The following is a 17,320-nucleotide window of genomic DNA, read 5'->3' as shown; positions in this document are numbered from 1 at the left end:
GCGTCGAAGGAGACTTAGTTGTGATTGGAGAGCAAGACGTCCTTGGCTTCGTTGATTCGCGCCGCCAGGAAAGACGTGCCGCCGATATCGGGGTGCAGGCGCTGCATCAGGCGGCGGTGCGCCTTGCGGACATCCGCCGCGGCGGCCCCCGCTTCAAGACCAAGGACCTTGTAGGCCTCCTCCTTAGTCATGGCGCCCGGACCTGGCGCAACACCCAGCCCTTCGCCACCGTTCGTCTCAGTGTTTTTGCGCCAGACGGGAAATCTGCCGTCAAGATACGTCTCTAGCAACTGGCGGCTCTCCGCGTCGGCGGAGAGTTCGCGGTAGAGATGCTGCAGCTCCGCAAGGCCCATCGCGCCGAGCATCTTGCCATCATGGCGGCCGGCCAGGACCAGCCCTTCGAGGCCGCCGGTATTGTGATCCAGCTCCATTTCGAGCGCTGCCGTCCGCACCGTCGAGCGTTTTCCCGGCGCCGGCTTCACATCGGGCCGGTTGGCGCGCGTGGCGGCATACCAGCCGATCGCCACGAACAGCATGACGCCGCCGATTCCGCTTCGGCCGACCAGAAGCACTGCGGCGCCCACCAGCGCCAGCAGGATCGGTCCCAGTGTTCTCATGCCGCTCGCCAGCCGCGCCGGATCGGCGCGCAGGAAGGCCGAGGCCACGCCGAGCAGCACAAGCAGCAATGCGACCAGACCGATAATTGCGCCTAACATTTCCCACCGCCCCGCGGATACCCTGTCAGCCTGGACAGCCGCGTATGTGATCCAACACTTTTTCTGCGCCGGAATGATGGCCTTCGCCTGGACGGGAAGAGGACCGCCACGCGGGATGGCCTTCCAAACCTGTGGCTCTTGCCGGCTTCGACAGCTTTTCAGTGCGCATGGAGTTCAAGATGTGGCGTTGTCGCGCCGCTTGCAAGTCCAGTGCGTAGCAAGATGGAGGGCCAGAAAAATCCCGCGCCAGAACGGGCAACGCTTTCCGCGCGATGGGCCTACAGCAAGCCGAGATCGGCAAGCTCGCGCCGCAGTTTCGGCGGCATCTCGACCAGCCCGGCCTTGCCCTTGCCGATATCGGCCGGCGCATCGGACGGCTTTAGATAGCGCCAGCCCTGGAAAGCCCGGCGCGGCTGCCAGTCGGTCCGCACGACTTGCGGGTCGAGCACCAAATGACAGCGGCCAATGCCCTCATCGTCGGTGAAGGGCCGGATCTCGGTGATCAACTGGCGGCATTGTACGCTGCCCTTGATCACCCAATAGAGCGAACCGCCATCGGTGATCTCGGCGCCGCGCGTCGGCACCATGCGCGTGGTGTGCCAGTGTTCGGTCGGCTCGCCGGCCCGGCGCCGTTCGTCGAGACGGAACTCGATCCATTCCTCGAGATCCTCGACGCTGTCGCAGCCGACGCACAGTTTTAGGAGATTGAGAGCCATGGCAGCAATCTAGCGGCTGCAAGACAAGCCTTCAACGCTTCGGAAGGTTTTGCACAGGCAGAGCCGATCAGCTTACGAGGCCTGCGCAGCCGTTTTGATGGCTTCCGCAACCCACTCGTTGAGGCTCTTGTTCTCAGCCGCCGCCGCTGTCGCAGCCGCTTCATGCACACTCGGTTCAAGCCGCAGATTGAAGCGACCGGAGAATTCACGGAAAGGCTCGATGTTCTTCTCCCGGCACATGGCAAGGAAAACCGCGAGGGATTTCGCACCCTCCACATGGAGTTGCTCAACGTCCTTCGCGTAGAAATCTGCGCCCCCGGCCAACCCCAGAAATTCGCCCCTCAGCATTTCGATCTCCGGATCGAAAGACACCAGCGCCTTGTGACCGTCGATCTCGATGATATTCTTCATGGTCTCACTCCATGGCTTTCCAGCCATTTCCTGATGCTCGACACCGCACCTTTATCCGTGTCCGGCGTCGGATGTGGTCTATGAAAGACACGAACCTCCCCGAACAGGAAGACACCGACGCGTGATCCTTCGCGCTCGCTTACCTCGGCGCCCAAGGCCACAAACAAGGCTTCAATTTCCGACCATCGGATTGTGCCGCTTACGGGGCGCGCAAAAATCTGTAGCAGCGTTGCCTGATGCTTCCGCTTCATGCCAATTTAGTACCATAAAATGGTATCAACGCACAAGAATTCAATGGAAAAATGCCTGAGCTCAGCACTCCACGACATTGACGGCGAGGCCGCCGAGGCTGGTTTCCTTGTATTTCTCGTTCATGTCGAGGCCGGTCTGGCGCATGGTTTCGATCGCCGCGTCGAGCGGCACGAAGTGGACGCCGTCGCCCTTGATCGCCAGCGATGCGGCGGTCACCGCCTTGACGGCGCCGAGCGCGTTGCGCTCGATGCACGGCACTTGCACCAGCCCGCCTACGGGATCGCAGGTCATGCCGAGATGGTGTTCGAGCGCGATTTCGGCGGCATTCTCGACCTGTTCGGGCGTGCCGCCCATGACGGCGCAAAGGCCGGCCGCGGCCATGGCCGAGGCGGATCCCACCTCGCCCTGGCAGCCGACTTCGGCGCCCGAGATCGACGCATTGGTCTTGATGATGCCGCCGACAGCAGCGGCCGTCAGCAGAAAATCGCGGATGCTCGGCTGGTCGGCCTCGGGGTGGAAATGCAGCCAGTAGCGCAGCACCGCCGGCAGCGTGCCGGCCGCCCCGTTGGTCGGCGCGGTGACGACGCGCCCGCCGGCGGCGTTCTCCTCGTTGACCGCCATCGCGTAGATCGACAGCCAGTCATTTGCGAGCAACGGGTTTGGCCGGTTCTGTTGCCACTGTTCCTGCAGCTTGTCGTGCAGCTGCCTAGCACGGCGCCGCACCTTCAGCCCGCCCGGCATGATGCCGTCCTGCGACAGGCCACGGTCGATGCAGCTCTTCATCGCCCCCCAGATGGCGTCGAGACCGGTGTCGAGCTCGTCGCGCGACATCTGCGTTTCCTCGTTGACGCGCTTCATCTCGGCGATGGAAAGGCCGCTCTTGCCCGCCATCTTCAGCATCTCGACGGCATTCCTGAAGGGATAAGGCACTTTCTTGCCTTCTGTCGTCACCGAGCCCTTGGCCTTCATCCGCTGGAGCTCTTCCTCCGAGACCACGAAGCCGCCGCCGATCGAATAGTAGATGCGCTTGAGCAGCAGACGGCCGCCGGCATCGTAGGCATGGAACGCCATGCCGTTGGCGTGCCCGGTGAGCGGCGTCTTGCGGTCGAGCACCAGATCCGTGGCCGGGTCGAATTGGTAGGACGGGTGACCGGGCGGTGAAATCAGCCTGTCGGCGGTGATGCGGCTGATGATGCCGTCGGCCTGATCGGGATCGACCGTTTGCGGCGTCTGGCCGGCAAGGCCGAGGATGACGGCGCGGTCGCTGCCATGGCCGATGCCGGTATAGGCGAGCGAGCCATGCAGGCTGGCGCCGATGCGGGCAACCTTGGCCCCGGTGGGCCGCGGCCAGTCGTCGCCCGCGACCTCGTCGAGAAACCGCCGCGCGGCCGTCATCGGCCCCATCGTGTGCGAGCTCGAAGGGCCGATGCCGATCTTGAACAGGTCGAAAACCGAAAGGAACACGCTGTCTCCTGGAGTCACGTCGAGGATTACATATAGGAATTCCCCGGATGTTTCCGCTCTTTTGAGGATCGCGGCGCAGCACCTGCCGACCTTGTTTGCTCAGGCAGCGACATTGTTGTCGTGAGCCCGCATCGAAGCGATTGCGCTGGATGTGATAAATTCAGCCCATGGGCGATTCCTTCTATCTTTCGATGGCTGATTTCGGGGCGCTGGCCTTCTTCCTGATCGCGTGGCTGCTGCATACGCTCGCCTCCGACGGCAAGCTGGTCAGCCGCATGTCGCTCACGACGGCGATGAATGCGCAGCGCGAAGCCTGGATGCGCACCATGGCCGAGCGCGAAATCCGCATCGTCGACACCGCCATCATGAGCGGCCTGCAACAAGGAACCGCCTTCTTTGCCTCGAGCTCGCTGATCGCGCTCGGCGGCTGCTTTGCACTGCTCGGCGCGTCCGACCGGGTGCTCGAAGTGCTGAGCAACCTGCCGCTCGGCGGAGCACCGTCGCGCCCGGCCTTTCAGATCAAGGTGCTGGGGCTGGTGCTGATCCTGGCCTTTTCCTTCTTCAAATTCGGCTGGGCCTACCGGCTGTTCAACTATTGCTCGATCCTGATCGGCGCGGTGCCGATCCCGCATGGCGAAGCCTCGAGAAATCCGGTCACGGAAACCGCCGTCTGGCGCGCGGCACAGATGAACATGCTGGCCGGCAAGCATTTCAACTCCGGCCTGCGCGGCGTGTTCTTTTCGATCGGCTATCTCGGCTGGTTCGTCGACCCCGTGGTGTTCGTGCTGTCGACGCTTCTGCTGCTGGCCGTGCTGGTGCGGCGCCAGTTCTTCTCGGCGGCGCGACGCGCCGTCATCGGTCAGCCGCCAGGCGCCGGAAACGGCTGATCAATGCGTCCGGAAAGCCAATAGGCGAAAAGCCCGATCCATTCGCGGAGCGCGATGGTGGTGTTCTGCACGGAATCGATCGCATTGTCGCGAAACAGTCCGACACCCTCCTTGCCGGAGGTGTGATAGTCCACAGGCCATGGAACGGTCGGAAAACCAGCCTTGTCGAACAGCGCCTTGGCGCGGGGCATGTGGAAGGCGGAGGTCACCAGCAACCAGGTCTCGCCCGGCTTCGGCTCGACAAGTTTGCGGCTGAAGACGGCATTTTCATAGGTGTTGCGGGACTTGTCCTCGAGGACAAGGCGATCGGCCGATACACCCAGCGGAACGAGCAGGCGGGACGCGGTATCGGCGTCTCCCTCGCCGTCGATGAAAAACGATCCGTTCCCGCCGGATACAACAACCTTGGCCTGCGGGAAGCGCCGGGCGAGGATTGCGGTCTCGACCATGCGGTCGCCGCTGCTGCTCAATTCATAGCCGCCACGCGCAAAGTTGATGGCGCCCTCGAAGCCGCCGCCGAGCGCGACGATGCCGTCGACCTTTTGCGGCAGCGGCGGCCGTGGAAAGCGCTGTTCCAGCGGGTTGAGCATCATCGCGCCAAGCGACGTCCAGGTCGAAAGCGCCAGAATCAGGAACGCCAGCACACTGCCGGTGACGGCCAGCCGCCGCCGGCCGATCATCCCGGCGACCAGCCCGGCCAGGACCAGGAAGATCGTCAGGTTGAGCGGCTGGATGAAGAACCAGAATATCTTGGAAAGAAGGTAGAACATCGCTCACCCCTTCAGATGATCGATACCCTTACCACCACTTCTCAGGCTGAAATGTGCCGGCCGCCTGCTCGATGATGGCGGCGGTCTGGAACAGCGTTTCTTCCTCGAACGGCCGGCCGATGAGTTGCAGGCCGAGCGGCAGACCCTTGGGGTCGAGCCCGGCGGGCACGGCGATGCCCGGCAGGCCGGCCATGTTCACGGTGACCGTGAAAATGTCGTTGAGGTACATCTTCACCGGATCGGCGGCCATGTCCTCGTCGGCGATGCCGAAGGCGGCGGACGGCGTGGCCGGGGTCAGGATGACGTCGACGCCGGCGGCAAAGACATTCTCGAAGTCGCGCTTGATCAGATTGCGCACCTTCTGCGCCTGCAGATAATAGGCGTCGTAATAGCCAGCCGACAGCACATAGGTGCCGATCATGATGCGGCGCTTGACCTCGCGGCCGAAACCGGCGGCGCGGGTCTTCTCATACATCTCGACGATGTCCTTGCCCGGCACGCGCAGGCCGTAGCGGACGCCGTCATAGCGCGCCAGGTTGGACGAAGCCTCGGCGGGCGCCACGATGTAGTAGGCCGGCAGCGCGTACTTCGTATGCGGCAGGGAAATGTCGACGATCTCAGCACCGGCATCCCTGAGCCAGGCAATGCCCTTCTGCCACAGCGCCTCGATCTCCGCCGGCATGCCGTCGACGCGGTATTCCTTGGGAATGCCGACCTTCATGCCCTTGATCGGCTTGCCGATCGCCGCCTCATAGTCCGGCACCGGCCGGTCGACGGAAGTGGTGTCCTTCGGATCGACCGAGGCCATCGACTTCAGAAGGATCGCGGCGTCGCGCACGTCGCGCGCAATCGGGCCGGCCTGGTCGAGCGACGAGGCGAAGGCGACGATGCCCCAGCGCGAGCAACGGCCATAGGTCGGCTTGATGCCGACCGTGCCGGTGAAAGCGGCCGGCTGGCGGATCGAGCCGCCGGTGTCGGTGGCTGTCGCGCCGGCGCACAAGAAGGCCGAAACGGCAGTTGCCGAGCCGCCGGAAGAACCGCCCGGCACCAATTGCGCATTGTCCAGGCTGCGCTGGGTTTTCGTGCCGCCGGCCGACACGAAGCCGCCGTCGCCCTGATGCGTCGTCGGCATCACCACCGTGTCGATACGCGAACGGCGCCACGGGTTGATGACCGGGCCGTAATAGGACGTCTCGTTGGAGGAGCCCATGGCGAACTCATCCATGTTGAGCTTGCCCAGCATGACGGCGCCATCCGCCCACAAATTGGCGGTGACGGTCGATTCGTAGCGTGGCTTGAAGCCGTCGAGCACGTGGCTGCAGGCCTGGGTATGGACGCCTTCGGTGCCGAACAGGTCCTTGATCCCCAGCGGAATACCTTCCAGCGCACCGCCCTCGCCCTTGACCAGCCTGGCGTCGGACGCCTTGGCCATGTCGCGTGCCTTGTCGCCAGTCACCGCGACATAAGCATTGAGCGCCGGATTGGCGCGATCGATCGCCGAGAGATAAGCCTCGGTGATCTCGGTCGCGGTGATCTCCTTGCCGCGCAGCTTGGCGCGGGCCTGCGAAATCGTCAGTCTGGTCAGGTCGCTCATCAAAGGCTCTTTTCGTAAAACACCGACCACTTGGAATCGGGATAATCCAGCACCGGGCCACAGCGCGAAAACCCGGCACGTTCGTAGACGGTCCAGGCGGCGGGATGGCGGTCGCCCGTCTCCAGCACCAGCCGCTTCAGCCCTTCCTGCCTCGCCAGCGCCTCGACGCGCTCCACAATCCTCGCGCCGATTTTCTGGCCGCGATGCGAAGGCCGCGTATACATGCGCTTGACCTCGCCGATAGCGTCGCCATGGCGCTTCAGCGCGCCACAACCGATGGCCATGCCGTTGTCGCGGGCGATGAAAACGGTCGTGTCCTGGCCGGCCATCTGCTCGACAGTCAGATGATAGCAGTGCTCCGGCGGCGTCAATTCGAGTAAGGTCTCGTTGAGCTCCGCGACCAGGCCGCGTACATCATCCTGCAACGGAGTCTCGATGGCGATCTCGATTGCCATCGGCGCCCTACTCCACGACCTTCGGCACGAGGAAGAAATTCTCTTCGGTCGCTGGCGCATTGGCGACGATGTCGGCCGCCTTGTTGCCGTCGGTGACGACATCCCTGCGCTTCTTCATCTCCATCGGCGCCACCGAGGTCATCGGCTCGACGCCGGAGACATCGACCTCGTTCAATTGCTCGACGAAGCCCAGTATGGCGTTCAGTTCGCCGGTCATGCGTTCAGCATCTTCCGCGCTCACCGCAATGCGGGCGAGACGCGCGACGCGCTTCACAGTCTGAAGATCAACGGACATGGATTTTGCCTCGGGAAAACCTGTCCGGGCTATAGCGGCGCCGCGCGTGCAGCGCAACAGGCATCGAAGTAGGCTGCCGCGCTGACCTTGGGGCGGCGAAGCGGGTTTGGCAACTCGAACAATCGCCTCTTCGACCTGACGCTTTGCACGATCGTCATGGCAGGGCAACGCCGTCGCACAGATAATAGCTGCCGCTGTTGCCGCTCGCCTCGCTTTCGTCGTCGATCGGCCGGACCGAGACGAGATCGAGCTGCGTCGGGCTGATCCGCGTCACCGACAGAACATCGGGAAAGACGTAGCCCGGCTCCTGGCAGATGGCCGTCACCGCCCAGCTTGGCGAAGCCGTCGCCTTGCTGATCTGCACGAACTCACAATTGTATTCGACGCCTTGCAGCCCATGCGCCGACAACACGATGTTGCCGGCGTCAATCAGCGTCTGCAGCGTATCCTTTTTGGCCTGCGCACAAAGCTCCTCGGATTGAAGGTAGACGCCTTCAATAAAATCATCCGCGGCGAGCGCGGGCGACGCCGCGACAAACATCGACACGCAAAGAGATCGCCCCAACGCCATGGATTTGTTCCGCTTTGGCTGTTTCTAGATCGTAATCGTTTCACCGATTTTCGGCAACGCGACCTTCACACCGGACCCTTCCAGGCCGGCCTCGAATTTCTCAGGCGTCGGATCGATCATCGGAAACGTGCCGAAGTGGCAAGGGACGACGGTGTCGAACTTGAAGAAGCGCCGGCAGGCAAGTGCGGCCACCGCGCCGCCCATGGTGAAGCGGTCGCCGATCGGCACGATGCCGATCTTCGGCTCATGCAATTCGTTGATCAGCGCCATGTCGGAAAAGATGTCGGTATCGCCCATGTGGTAGAGTGTCGGGTCTTCCGGGAAATGCAGCACCAGCCCGCCGGGATTGCCGAGATAGACGTTCTTGCCGCCGTCTTCGCCAAACGAGGAGGAGTGCAGCGCCTGGACGAACGTGGTGGTGAAGCCACCGCAATCGACCGTGCCGCCGATATTGCCGGGATTGATCCTGCTGCCGTCGGCGCCCTTGCCGACCAGGTACATGCAGATCTCGAAATTGGCGACCAGCTGGGCACTGCTCTTGCCGAGCACTTCCAGCGCGCCGCTTATATGGTCGTTGTGCCCATGCGTCAGCAGAACATGCGTGATCCCTTCGGCCGGCCCCTCCCAGCCGCCCGTCCACGACGGGTTGCCGATCAGATAGGGGTCGATGAGGATCTTTGCGTCGCCGGTTTCGATACGGAAGGCCGAATGGCCGTACCAGGTCAGTTTCATGAAATGCATTCCTCGATTTTTGCCGGGCCAGAGGATAGAACGCCGATGACCCCGAGATCAAAGGGTATAGTGTCCGCCGCGCATCCGGAAGGACGCATGCTGCTGAAAAAGACGAAGGAAAACCGTTGGCTATCATCACGATTGAGCAATTGCCTGCATGGCTCGCCGACGGCAGGACGCTGGCGGGGCTCGATCTCGGCGACAAGACGATCGGCGTCGCGGTTTCCGACCGGGGATTCTCCTTCGCTCATCCGCGCCCGGTCATCATGCGAAAGAAATTCTCGCTCGATGCCGCTGTGCTTCTGGCCTTGCTGAAGAAGGAGAATGTCGGCGCGGTGGCGATCGGGCTGCCGATCAACATGGATGGGTCGGAAGGTCCGCGCGCGCAGAAATCGCGCGCCTTCGTGCGCAACATGGCGCAGCTGAGCGACCTGCCCTTCGTGTTCTGGGATGAACGGCTGTCGACGGTGGCGGCCGAAAGGACGCTGATCGAAATGGATTTCTCGCGCGCCAAACGCGCCGGCAAGATCGATTCGGCGGCCGCGGCCTTTATTCTGCAGGGAGTGTTGGACCGGCTTCGGTCGCTCGATTCAAGCGATCGAACGGAATTGGGCGATCGTGCGGAACCGGACCCGACCGACGCCGCCTGACCCAGTCCAGAATTTCGCGGCGGCGGCGAAACGCCCATATCGCCATCAGCAGAAACCCGTCGAGGATACAGGCCTTTGCCACCATCCCCGGGATGATGGCCGGATCGATGCCGAGCATCTGGCCATAAAGCTGGAACACGAAATCGTGCAGTTGCCGGGTCAGCATGACATAGCCGAAGTTCATGTCGTTGAGGGAGAGGTAGAACCAGCCCCAGAACAGCGCCATCGGGGCCGCCCACAATGCGAAGATATAGCGCATCAGCGGCCTCCCTTCCCGTTCGGTCCGGTCCGGCCCGATATCAGCGAGAGCAGCGAATTGTGGGCAGCGGCCTTCGCCATGCTGTGCGCCGTGGCGCGAAAATCGGCGTCATCCGACGCGGCCGCGGAGCGCCGCTCGGCGAGCATGGCGACATAGGAGGCCAGAAGCGCCGCCAATTGCACGGCCACCACCATGAAAAGTCCGTTGATGCCTTGGGCCGCGCCGCCGATCAGGATCATCGACAGCACGCCGGACGCGGAAATGAAGGCGATGCGAACGACGCTGTCGGCGCCCGGGCTGGCCACATCGTTGATCAAGGAATCGACAAAAGCCCAGAAGAACAGCACCGACACGACCAGCAAGGCGATCGCCAGCGGCGCGACCACGACGACGTTCTGCAGATCGACGAACCGGGCGCTCTCCACCGTCACTCCGAGCACGCCAAGGGCTGCCGCCACACCGCGGTCTCCATCGATGCAGATCAGCGCCAGCAGGGCGAAGACAATCGCCCAGTGCACAGACAGAAAAGAGGTCAGTACGTGTCGCATCGTGGTTCCTGCTTCGGCAGGAATGACAGTGGGCTTTGCCGCCCGCCGCCGCAATGGAAACCATTTGTTAAGGTTAACGGCGATCCACAGAACGCACCAGGATGCTCCCGGATGCGTTCAACCGGTCGAAGAATCGAGCGGTCTCGGCTCAATTCACCGGCGGATAGAGCGTGTCGATGATCATGCGCGCGTCGTGGCGCGAATCGATCATGCCGTAGGTGTTGCGCCATTGGCCGGCCAGGCGGGTCTCGACGAAGGCATCGGCGATCCGCCCTGCCCCCAGCCGGCGCAGCTCCGCCGCGGCGGCCGACAACGCCAGCTGTTCGGTCAGCAGCCGGGCCGAGCCCTCATCGGTCGAAGCCACCTGCATTGCCGCCTTCAGCACGCCGATCGTGCCACGCCCGCCGGCGCCGAGGTCGCGGTCGATGCCGGCCAGCACCTCTTCGAACAGGCCGGGCGCGCGACCGAGCACGCGCAACACATCGAGCGCCATGACATTGCCCGACCCTTCCCAGATCGCGTTGACCGGCGCTTCGCGGTAGTAGCGGGCGAGCGGCGCCTCCTCGACATAGCCATTGCCGCCGAGACACTCCATCGCCTCGTAAAGCAGCGGCGGCGCGATCTTGCATACCCAGTATTTGACGACCGGCGTCATGGCGCGCGCAAACGCCGCCTCGCCGCGATCGCTCGCAGCTTCGTCGAAGGAGCGCGCCAGCCGGAACGACAGCGCGGTGGCGGCGGCAACATCCAGCGCCATGTCGGCCAGCACGCGCTGCATCATCGGCTGCTCGATCAAGGTCGAGCCGAACACCTGGCGATGACGGGCATGGTGAACCGCTTCCGCCAGCCCTGCCCGCATGATCGCCGAGGACGCCACGGCGCAGTCAAGCCGGGTCAAGGTGACCATGTCCATGATCGTCTTCACGCCGGCGCCGGGCTCGCCGACCATCTCGCCAATGGCGTTGACGAATTCCACCTCGGAAGACGCGTTGGAGCGGTTGCCGAGCTTGTCCTTCAGCCGCTGGAAGCGGAAACCATTGCCTGATCCGTCGCCGAGAACGCGCGGCACGAGGAAGCACGAAAGCCCCTCCGGCGCCTGCGCCAGAACCAGGAAGGCATCCGACATCGGCGCCGACATGAACCATTTGTGGCCGGTCAGGCGATAGAAGCCGCTGCCGGCGCGTTCGGCCCTGGTCACATTGGCGCGCACATCGGTGCCGCCCTGTTTTTCGGTCATGCCCATGCCGAGGGTCAGCCCGGTCTTCTCGACCGGCGGCTTCTGGCTCTGGTCGTATTTGCGCGTCGTCACCCGCGGCGCCCATTCGCGGAACAGTTTCGGGCTGGCCATCAACGCCGCCAGCGAGGCGCTGGTCATGGTGATGGGGCACAGATGTCCTGTCTCGAGCTCGGCGGTCAGATAGAATCGGGCGGCGCGCACCTGGTGGCGGCGGCCGATCTCGGCGTCGCCATTTTCCCAGACCGAGGAATGCAGCCCGTTGGCCACCGAGCGGCGCATCAAGGCGTGGTAGGCGGGATGGAACTCGACGAGATCGATGCGCCGTCCCTGGCGATCATGTGTCCTGAGCTTCGGCGTCTCGACATTGGCCAGGCGCGCCAGCTCCTGCGCCTCCTGCGTCAGGACAAACCGGCCGAGCCCGTCGAGGTCCTTGCGCACCGGGTCGGAAAAGCGCTCGGCAAGCTGGATCAGCAACGGATCGCCCCGCCAGGCGTTGCCGCCCGTCAGCGGCGGCGGCTGGTTCGTCACGTCGTCGGTCACGCTCTGTCCTTGTCACAAGAAGACTTCGAATCCGAAGCCATCGGCTAGATATAGCCCAAGCTATGCAGCCCGCGCGACGAAAATACCGGGGAGAACGGCGCCAATCCAAAGCTCGTGCTTGCAGGCGCAAAATCCGCACCCTATAGCAGCGCCTTGAGATGACCGACGCTTCGTCCCTGCCACTCTACCCTCACCGCCATCTTCTGGGCATCAGCGATCTTTCGCCCGCCGACATCGAGCTGTTGCTCGACCGGGCGGATCGGGCCGTCGCGATTTCGCGGCAGTCCGAAAAGAAGACCTCGACGCTGCGCGGCCGCACCCAGATCAATCTCTTCTACGAGGCCTCGACCCGCACGCAGTCCTCTTTCGAGCTGGCCGGAAAGCGGCTCGGCGCCGATGTCATGAACATGTCGGTGGCGAGTTCGTCGGTGAAGAAGGGCGAAACGCTCATCGACACGGCGATGACGCTGAACGCCATGCGGCCCGACATCTTGATCATCCGCCACCAGTCGGCGGGCGCCGCCGCCCTTCTGGCGCAGAAAGTCGGCTGCTCCGTCGTCAATGCCGGCGACGGAGCGCATGAACACCCGACCCAGGCGCTGCTCGACGCGCTGACCATCCGCCGCGCCAAGGGTCCGCTGTCAAAACTGATCGTGGCGATCTGCGGCGACATCCTGCATTCGCGCGTGGCACGCTCCAACATCATGCTGCTCAACGCGCTTGGCGCGCAGGTGCGCGTGGTTGCGCCTTCGACTCTGCTGCCGTCCGGCATCGAGAAGATGGGCGTCATCGTCACGCGCTCGATGGCCGAAGGCCTCAAGGACGCCGACGTGGTCATGATGCTGCGCCTGCAGCGCGAACGGATGGAAGGCGCCTTCGTGCCTTCGGTGCGCGAATATTTCCGCTATTTCGGCCTCGACGCCGAAAAGCTGAAGGCCGCCAAGGACGACGCGCTGGTGATGCATCCCGGCCCGATGAACCGCGGCGTCGAAATCGCCTCGGAAATCGCCGACGGCCCGCAAAGCGTCATCCAGGAACAGGTGGAGATGGGCGTCGCCGTGCGCATGGCGGTGATGGAAGCGCTGCTCGACCCCTGTCGCAATCAAGAGGGTCGCGGCGCATGAGCACGACGGTCTTTGAACGCGCCCGCGTCGTCGACCCCTCGCGCGGCATCGACGAAGTCGGCTCCGTCATCGTCGATGGCAAGAAAATCGTTGCCGCCGGCAAGGCGGCGTTGAACCAGGGCGCGCCCGATGGCGCCACGACAATTGATTGCGCAGGCAAGGCGATCATTCCCGGACTTGTCGATGGCCGCGTCTTCATCGGCGAGCCGGGCGGCGAGCATCGCGAAACCATCGCTTCGGCGAGCGTCGCGGCGGCCGCCGGCGGCGTGACCTCAATCGTCATGATGCCGGACACCGATCCGGTGATCGACAATGTAGCGCTGGTCGAGTTCGTGCTGCGCACCGCCAAGGACACGGCGATCGTCAACGTCTTTCCGGCGGCGGCGATCACCAAGGGGCTCGATGGTCGCGAGATGACCGAGTTCGGCCTGCTGCGCGAGGCAGGCGCGGTCGCCTTCACCGACGGCCGCCACACCATCGCCAGTTCGCTGGTGATGCGCCGCGCCCTGACCTATGCCCGCGACTTCGGCGCTACCATCGTGCACGAGACGCAGGATGCCGACCTCGGCTCATCCGGCGTCATGAATGAAGGCCTGTATGCCAGCTGGCTCGGCCTTTCCGGCATTCCGCGAGAGGCCGAATCGATCCCGCTGGAGCGCGATCTGGCTTTGGCGCGGCTGACGCGCGGCTTCTACCATGCGGCGAAAATCTCGACGGCGATGGCCGCAAACGCCGTGACGCGCGCCAAGGCTGACGGCGCGGCCGTCACGTCAGGCGTGTCGATCCACAATCTGTCGCTCAATGAAAACGATGTCGGCGAATACCGCACCTTCTTCCGCCTGACGCCGCCGCTGCGCGCCGAGGAAGACCGGCTGGCGATGATCGAGGCGGTCAGGGACGGCACGGTCGACATCATCGTCTCCTCGCATGATCCGCAGGATGTGGACACCAAGCGCCTACCCTTCGCCGACGCGGCAGCCGGCGCCATCGGCCTCGAAACGCTTCTGGGCGCCGCCTTGCGGCTCTACCACAATGGCGACGTGCCGCTGCTGCGGCTGGTCGAAACGCTGTCCACCGCGCCGGCAAAACTGTTCGGACTGCCCGGCGGCACGCTGAAGCCGGGTTCAATCGCCGACCTCGCGCTTGTCGACCTCGATGAGCCCTGGATCGTCAGTGAAAGCGGCATTCGCTCGCGCTCGAAAAACACCTGCTTCGAAGGCGCGCGCCTGCAAGGCAAGGTCTTGCAAACGCTGGTCGCGGGCCGCACAGTATTTTCCGTTTAAACCCTGACGGCCAGCCAATCTTCGCAGCACTCTGCTTTAGCGATCCGGTGAACTTGTCATCCGCTGCCTCTTCCAAGAGCCCTTGCCATGAGATCGCATCATCCTTCCTGGTTGCAGTCGATCTGGCATCGCCTGCGTCCCTCGCCGCCGGAATTTATCGTCCCGCAACAGTTCAACCGGAATTCCCAGAAGGTGAGCGCCCTGATGCCGCCGCAAGATAGCGGTGCCTGGCTGCTGGAGAGGATGCGGCAGCGGATCGGATTGAAGACACTGGCGGCCAGCCGGCTCCTCGACTTCGGCTGCGGCGTCCGGTTCACCCAGGCCATTCTAAATCACAGGATTCCGATCCGCTCCTACACCGGTATCGACTGCTTTGCGGAGATGATCGACTTCCTGCGCTCCACCGTACGCGATCCCCGCTTCTCCTATGTCCTCCTGGACGCGCACCACCCGCTCTACAACCCGAAGGGACGCCCACTCTCCAATGAGACGGAACTCCCGCTGCCCTTGCACGCCTTTGACGTCATCTCGCTGTTTTCTGTGATCACCCACCAGAACCCCGATGACGCAGCATTCATCTTCAGCCTCCTGCGCCGGCACACTGCAACCCAGGGCCGCCTCCTTTTCACTTGCTTCCTGGATGCCGGGATCGCCGAGTTCGAAGACAGGAGCCCGGACAAGAACGGCGGCATGTGCTTCTACAACCCCGATTTCCTTACCCGTCTGGTGGAAGGCTGCGGCTGGCGGATCGTCCAAAGAGCGCCAGGCGAAGGACCCCTGATCGGGGACTCGTTTGTCTGCGCCTTGGCTTGAACGCAAGCCGAGGCGATGACATAAGAAAATACGGGGGGAACAATGAATTACGGCATCATCCCAGCACTTGTCTTCGGCTATCTGCTCGGCTCGATTCCCTTCGGGCTGCTGCTCACCCGCGCCGCCGGCCTTGGTGACGTGCGCAAGATCGGCTCCGGCAATATCGGCGCCACCAACGTGCTGCGCACCGGCAACAAGGGCCTGGCCGCAGCGACCTTGCTGCTCGACGCGCTGAAGGGCACGGCGGCCGTGCTGATAGCAGGCCATGTCGCGCCGGAAACGGCGGTCTGGGCCGGCCTCGGCGCCTTTCTCGGTCATCTCTTCCCGGTCTGGCTTGGCTTCAAGGGCGGCAAGGGTGTCGCCACCTATCTCGGTGTGCTGATCGGCCTTGCCTGGCAGGTGGCGCTGATCTTCGCCGTCGTCTGGCTGGTGATGGCGTTCCTGTTTCGCTACTCCTCGCTGGCGGCGCTGACGGCGGCCGTGATCGTGCCGATCGCCCTCTACTTCATGAGCGCACCGCAGATTGCCATTCTGTTCGTGGTGATGAGCATCATCGTCTTCATCAAGCACAGGGCGAACATTTCGCGGCTGCTTGCCGGCACCGAGGGCAAGATCGGAGCCAAGGGTTGAGCGAGCCGGCCGCCGGGCCGCGCCTCAGCGACCGGCAGCGGCTGAGCTGGCTGCGGCTGATCCGCACCCAGAATGTCGGCCCCGCTTCCTTTCGCGACCTGATCAACCGCTTCGGCTCCGCCGAGGTGGCGCTGGAGATCCTGCCGGAACTGATGATTTCGGGCGGCGCCAGCCGGATCGCCCGCATTCCGTCAATCGCCGAGGCCGAGGCCGAACTCGAGGCGGCCCGCCGGGCTGGCGCGCGTTTTGTCGGCATCGGCGAGCCCGACTATCCACCGCTGCTGAGAAACATGGACAATCCGCCGCCGCTGCTGGCGGTCAAGGGCAGCGCCTCTGTCTTCCGGCTGCCGGGCATTGCCATCGTCGGGGCCCGCAACGCATCGCTGGCCGGCATCAAGATGGCGCGCATGCTGGCGGCCGATCTTGGCGGCGACGGCTATGGCATCGTCTCCGGCCTGGCGCGCGGCATCGACACGGCGGCGCACCAAGGGAGTCTCTCTACCGGCACGGTCGGTGTGCTGGCCGGGGGCCTCGACCTGCCCTACCCGCCCGAGAATGCCGGCCTGTGCGCGGAAATCGCCGAGCGTGGCGCCGTCATCTCCGAAATGCCGTTCGGCTGGCAGCCGCGCGCCCAGGATTTTCCACGCCGCAACCGTCTTGTCGCGGGTGCGGCCCTTGGACTGGTGGTGGTCGAGGCGGCGCAGCGTTCGGGCTCGCTAATCAGCGCCAGGCTTGCCGGCGAAATGGGCCGGCTTGTTTTTGCGGTGCCCGGCTCGCCGCTCGACCCACGCGCGGCCGGCACCAACGGCCTGCTCAAGGACGGCGCCACGCTGGTCACCGAGGCATCCGATATTTCCAGGGCGATCGCGCCGCTGACCGGCCTGCGGGCGCCTGATGTGCCGCCGTTTGATGACCCACCGGATTTCTCGGCCACACCGCCGCCTGGCGAGAGCGATCGCGCCAAGGTCCTCGAGGCGCTCGGTCCGACGCCGGTGCCGGTCGACGAGATCATCCGCCATACCGGGCTGCACCCGGCCCAGGTCTTCATGGTTCTTCTGGAACTCGACCTCGCCGGGCGGCTCGAACGCCATGCCGGCGGCAATGTTTCACTGGTTTTCGGAGAAGGCTGAGCACAGCAGTCAATGGCGGTTGGGTTTCTTCTCCCCGGTCTCGGCGTAATCCGGCGTGTTGGCCCCAAACAGATCCTTCTCGACAGCCTTGCGCCAGACTGCGTCCGCTTCTTCGGGAGGCGGCGGCTCGGCTGTCGTCTTGGCATCCCCGCTTTGCGACCCCTCGCGCCGCTGGAGCCAGGCGGGCATGATTTCCCGGACGAGGCTGGTCAGTTGTGTCATGGCAAACTCCTTCCATGTAGG

The 17,320-nt window shown here is 64.0% G+C and carries 22 protein-coding genes; 7 read left to right on the top strand and 15 right to left on the bottom strand.

Annotation, left to right across the window (positions count from 1 at the left end):
- Positions 1-14 precede the first annotated feature (14 nt).
- The 5 genes from JG746_RS19785 to JG746_RS19765 all read right to left on the bottom strand — a co-directional run bounded on the left by JG746_RS19785 (position 15) and on the right by JG746_RS19765 (position 3,559).
- Complete coding sequence (locus tag JG746_RS19785; protein ID WP_202354328.1) at positions 15-716, bottom strand: DnaJ domain-containing protein; 702 nt, start codon at positions 714-716, stop codon at positions 15-17.
- Positions 717-994: 278 nt separating this feature from the next.
- A complete protein-coding gene (locus JG746_RS19780; protein ID WP_202354327.1) occupies positions 995-1,432 on the bottom strand; it encodes a DUF1489 family protein in 438 nt (145 codons plus the stop codon).
- 72 nt (positions 1,433-1,504) lie between these two features.
- Positions 1,505-1,843 carry a type II toxin-antitoxin system HicB family antitoxin gene (locus JG746_RS37180; RefSeq protein ID WP_115143393.1) on the bottom strand — a complete coding sequence of 113 codons (339 nt, stop codon included), beginning with the start codon at positions 1,841-1,843 and terminating at the stop codon, positions 1,505-1,507.
- Positions 1,840-2,094 carry a type II toxin-antitoxin system HicA family toxin gene (locus JG746_RS19770; protein WP_115143573.1) on the bottom strand — a complete coding sequence of 85 codons (255 nt, stop codon included), beginning with the start codon at positions 2,092-2,094 and terminating at the stop codon, positions 1,840-1,842. Before JG746_RS19770 ends, JG746_RS37180 begins: the two co-directional genes overlap by 4 nt.
- A gap of 61 nt (positions 2,095-2,155) precedes the next feature.
- Positions 2,156-3,559 (bottom strand): L-serine ammonia-lyase, encoded by a 1,404-nt coding sequence (locus JG746_RS19765; RefSeq protein ID WP_202354326.1) that lies wholly within the window; start codon positions 3,557-3,559, stop codon positions 2,156-2,158.
- A 167-nt stretch (positions 3,560-3,726) separates the two neighbouring features.
- On the opposite strand from JG746_RS19765, the gene JG746_RS19760 reads away from it, so the two are divergent.
- Positions 3,727-4,446 carry a DUF599 domain-containing protein gene (locus JG746_RS19760; protein WP_140773509.1) on the top strand — a complete coding sequence of 240 codons (720 nt, stop codon included), beginning with the start codon at positions 3,727-3,729 and terminating at the stop codon, positions 4,444-4,446.
- Here the strand turns inward: JG746_RS19760 and JG746_RS19755 are convergent.
- The 6 genes from JG746_RS19755 to JG746_RS19730 all read right to left on the bottom strand — a co-directional run bounded on the left by JG746_RS19755 (position 4,419) and on the right by JG746_RS19730 (position 8,863).
- A complete protein-coding gene (locus JG746_RS19755; protein WP_202354325.1) occupies positions 4,419-5,216 on the bottom strand; it encodes a YdcF family protein in 798 nt (265 codons plus the stop codon). The two genes, JG746_RS19760 and JG746_RS19755, sit on opposite strands and share 28 nt — an antisense overlap.
- Before the next feature lie 28 nt (positions 5,217-5,244).
- Positions 5,245-6,810, bottom strand: a complete 1,566-nt coding sequence (locus JG746_RS19750; RefSeq protein ID WP_202354324.1) for an amidase — start codon at positions 6,808-6,810, stop codon at positions 5,245-5,247.
- Positions 6,810-7,265, bottom strand: coding sequence for a GNAT family N-acetyltransferase (locus tag JG746_RS19745; RefSeq protein WP_202354323.1), 456 nt, complete (start codon positions 7,263-7,265; stop codon positions 6,810-6,812). Before JG746_RS19745 ends, JG746_RS19750 begins: the two co-directional genes overlap by 1 nt.
- A 7-nt stretch (positions 7,266-7,272) precedes the next feature.
- Positions 7,273-7,560, bottom strand: a complete 288-nt coding sequence (gene gatC / locus JG746_RS19740) for an Asp-tRNA(Asn)/Glu-tRNA(Gln) amidotransferase subunit GatC (protein ID WP_202354322.1) — start codon at positions 7,558-7,560, stop codon at positions 7,273-7,275.
- A gap of 154 nt (positions 7,561-7,714) precedes the next feature.
- A complete protein-coding gene (locus tag JG746_RS19735) occupies positions 7,715-8,131 on the bottom strand; it encodes a hypothetical protein (RefSeq protein WP_202354321.1) in 417 nt (138 codons plus the stop codon).
- 24 nt (positions 8,132-8,155) lie between these two features.
- Entirely contained in the window at positions 8,156-8,863 is a 708-nt protein-coding gene (locus JG746_RS19730) for a metal-dependent hydrolase (protein WP_202354320.1), read from the bottom strand.
- Positions 8,864-8,988: 125 nt separating this feature from the next.
- Between JG746_RS19730 and ruvX the strand changes: the two genes are divergently transcribed.
- A complete protein-coding gene (gene ruvX, locus JG746_RS19725; RefSeq protein ID WP_202354319.1) occupies positions 8,989-9,513 on the top strand; it encodes a Holliday junction resolvase RuvX in 525 nt (174 codons plus the stop codon).
- Here ruvX and JG746_RS19720 read toward each other — a convergent pair.
- From JG746_RS19720 to JG746_RS19710, 3 genes are all read right to left on the bottom strand, one after another.
- Positions 9,413-9,772 (bottom strand): DUF6105 family protein, encoded by a 360-nt coding sequence (locus JG746_RS19720; RefSeq protein WP_202354318.1) that lies wholly within the window; start codon positions 9,770-9,772, stop codon positions 9,413-9,415. The two genes, ruvX and JG746_RS19720, sit on opposite strands and share 101 nt — an antisense overlap.
- Positions 9,772-10,320 (bottom strand): hypothetical protein, encoded by a 549-nt coding sequence (locus tag JG746_RS19715; RefSeq protein ID WP_202354317.1) that lies wholly within the window; start codon positions 10,318-10,320, stop codon positions 9,772-9,774. Before JG746_RS19715 ends, JG746_RS19720 begins: the two co-directional genes overlap by 1 nt.
- A 148-nt stretch (positions 10,321-10,468) precedes the next feature.
- A complete protein-coding gene (locus tag JG746_RS19710; protein ID WP_202354316.1) occupies positions 10,469-12,097 on the bottom strand; it encodes a DNA alkylation response protein in 1,629 nt (542 codons plus the stop codon).
- Between the two features lie 158 nt (positions 12,098-12,255).
- Between JG746_RS19710 and JG746_RS19705 the strand changes: the two genes are divergently transcribed.
- The 5 genes from JG746_RS19705 to dprA all read left to right on the top strand — a co-directional run bounded on the left by JG746_RS19705 (position 12,256) and on the right by dprA (position 17,077).
- The gene (locus JG746_RS19705; RefSeq protein ID WP_202354315.1) at positions 12,256-13,221 is read left to right on the top strand and encodes an aspartate carbamoyltransferase catalytic subunit; all 966 of its coding nucleotides are present in this window, start codon (positions 12,256-12,258) and stop codon (positions 13,219-13,221) included.
- Positions 13,218-14,504: a dihydroorotase gene (locus tag JG746_RS19700; RefSeq protein ID WP_202354314.1), complete on the top strand. Its 1,287-nt coding sequence runs from the start codon at positions 13,218-13,220 to the stop codon at positions 14,502-14,504. The genes JG746_RS19705 and JG746_RS19700 overlap by 4 nt, the downstream gene beginning before the upstream one ends.
- 87 nt (positions 14,505-14,591) lie before the next feature.
- Positions 14,592-15,317, top strand: a complete 726-nt coding sequence (locus JG746_RS19695) for a class I SAM-dependent methyltransferase (protein ID WP_202354313.1) — start codon at positions 14,592-14,594, stop codon at positions 15,315-15,317.
- 42 nt (positions 15,318-15,359) lie between these two features.
- Positions 15,360-15,947, top strand: a complete 588-nt coding sequence (plsY, locus tag JG746_RS19690; protein ID WP_202354312.1) for a glycerol-3-phosphate 1-O-acyltransferase PlsY — start codon at positions 15,360-15,362, stop codon at positions 15,945-15,947.
- The gene (gene dprA, locus JG746_RS19685) at positions 15,944-17,077 is read left to right on the top strand and encodes a DNA-processing protein DprA (RefSeq protein ID WP_202354311.1); all 1,134 of its coding nucleotides are present in this window, start codon (positions 15,944-15,946) and stop codon (positions 17,075-17,077) included. Before plsY ends, dprA begins: the two co-directional genes overlap by 4 nt.
- Before the next feature lie 9 nt (positions 17,078-17,086).
- Here dprA and JG746_RS19680 read toward each other — a convergent pair whose 3' ends face one another.
- Positions 17,087-17,299 carry a hypothetical protein gene (locus JG746_RS19680; protein ID WP_202354310.1) on the bottom strand — a complete coding sequence of 71 codons (213 nt, stop codon included), beginning with the start codon at positions 17,297-17,299 and terminating at the stop codon, positions 17,087-17,089.
- Positions 17,300-17,320: the final 21 nt, after the last annotated feature.

This window comes from Mesorhizobium sp. 113-3-3 (assembly GCF_016756495.1).
In the GTDB taxonomy this organism is placed as follows: Bacteria; Pseudomonadota; Alphaproteobacteria; order Rhizobiales; family Rhizobiaceae; genus Mesorhizobium.
This window is presented reverse-complemented; position numbering and strand designations above follow the sequence as displayed.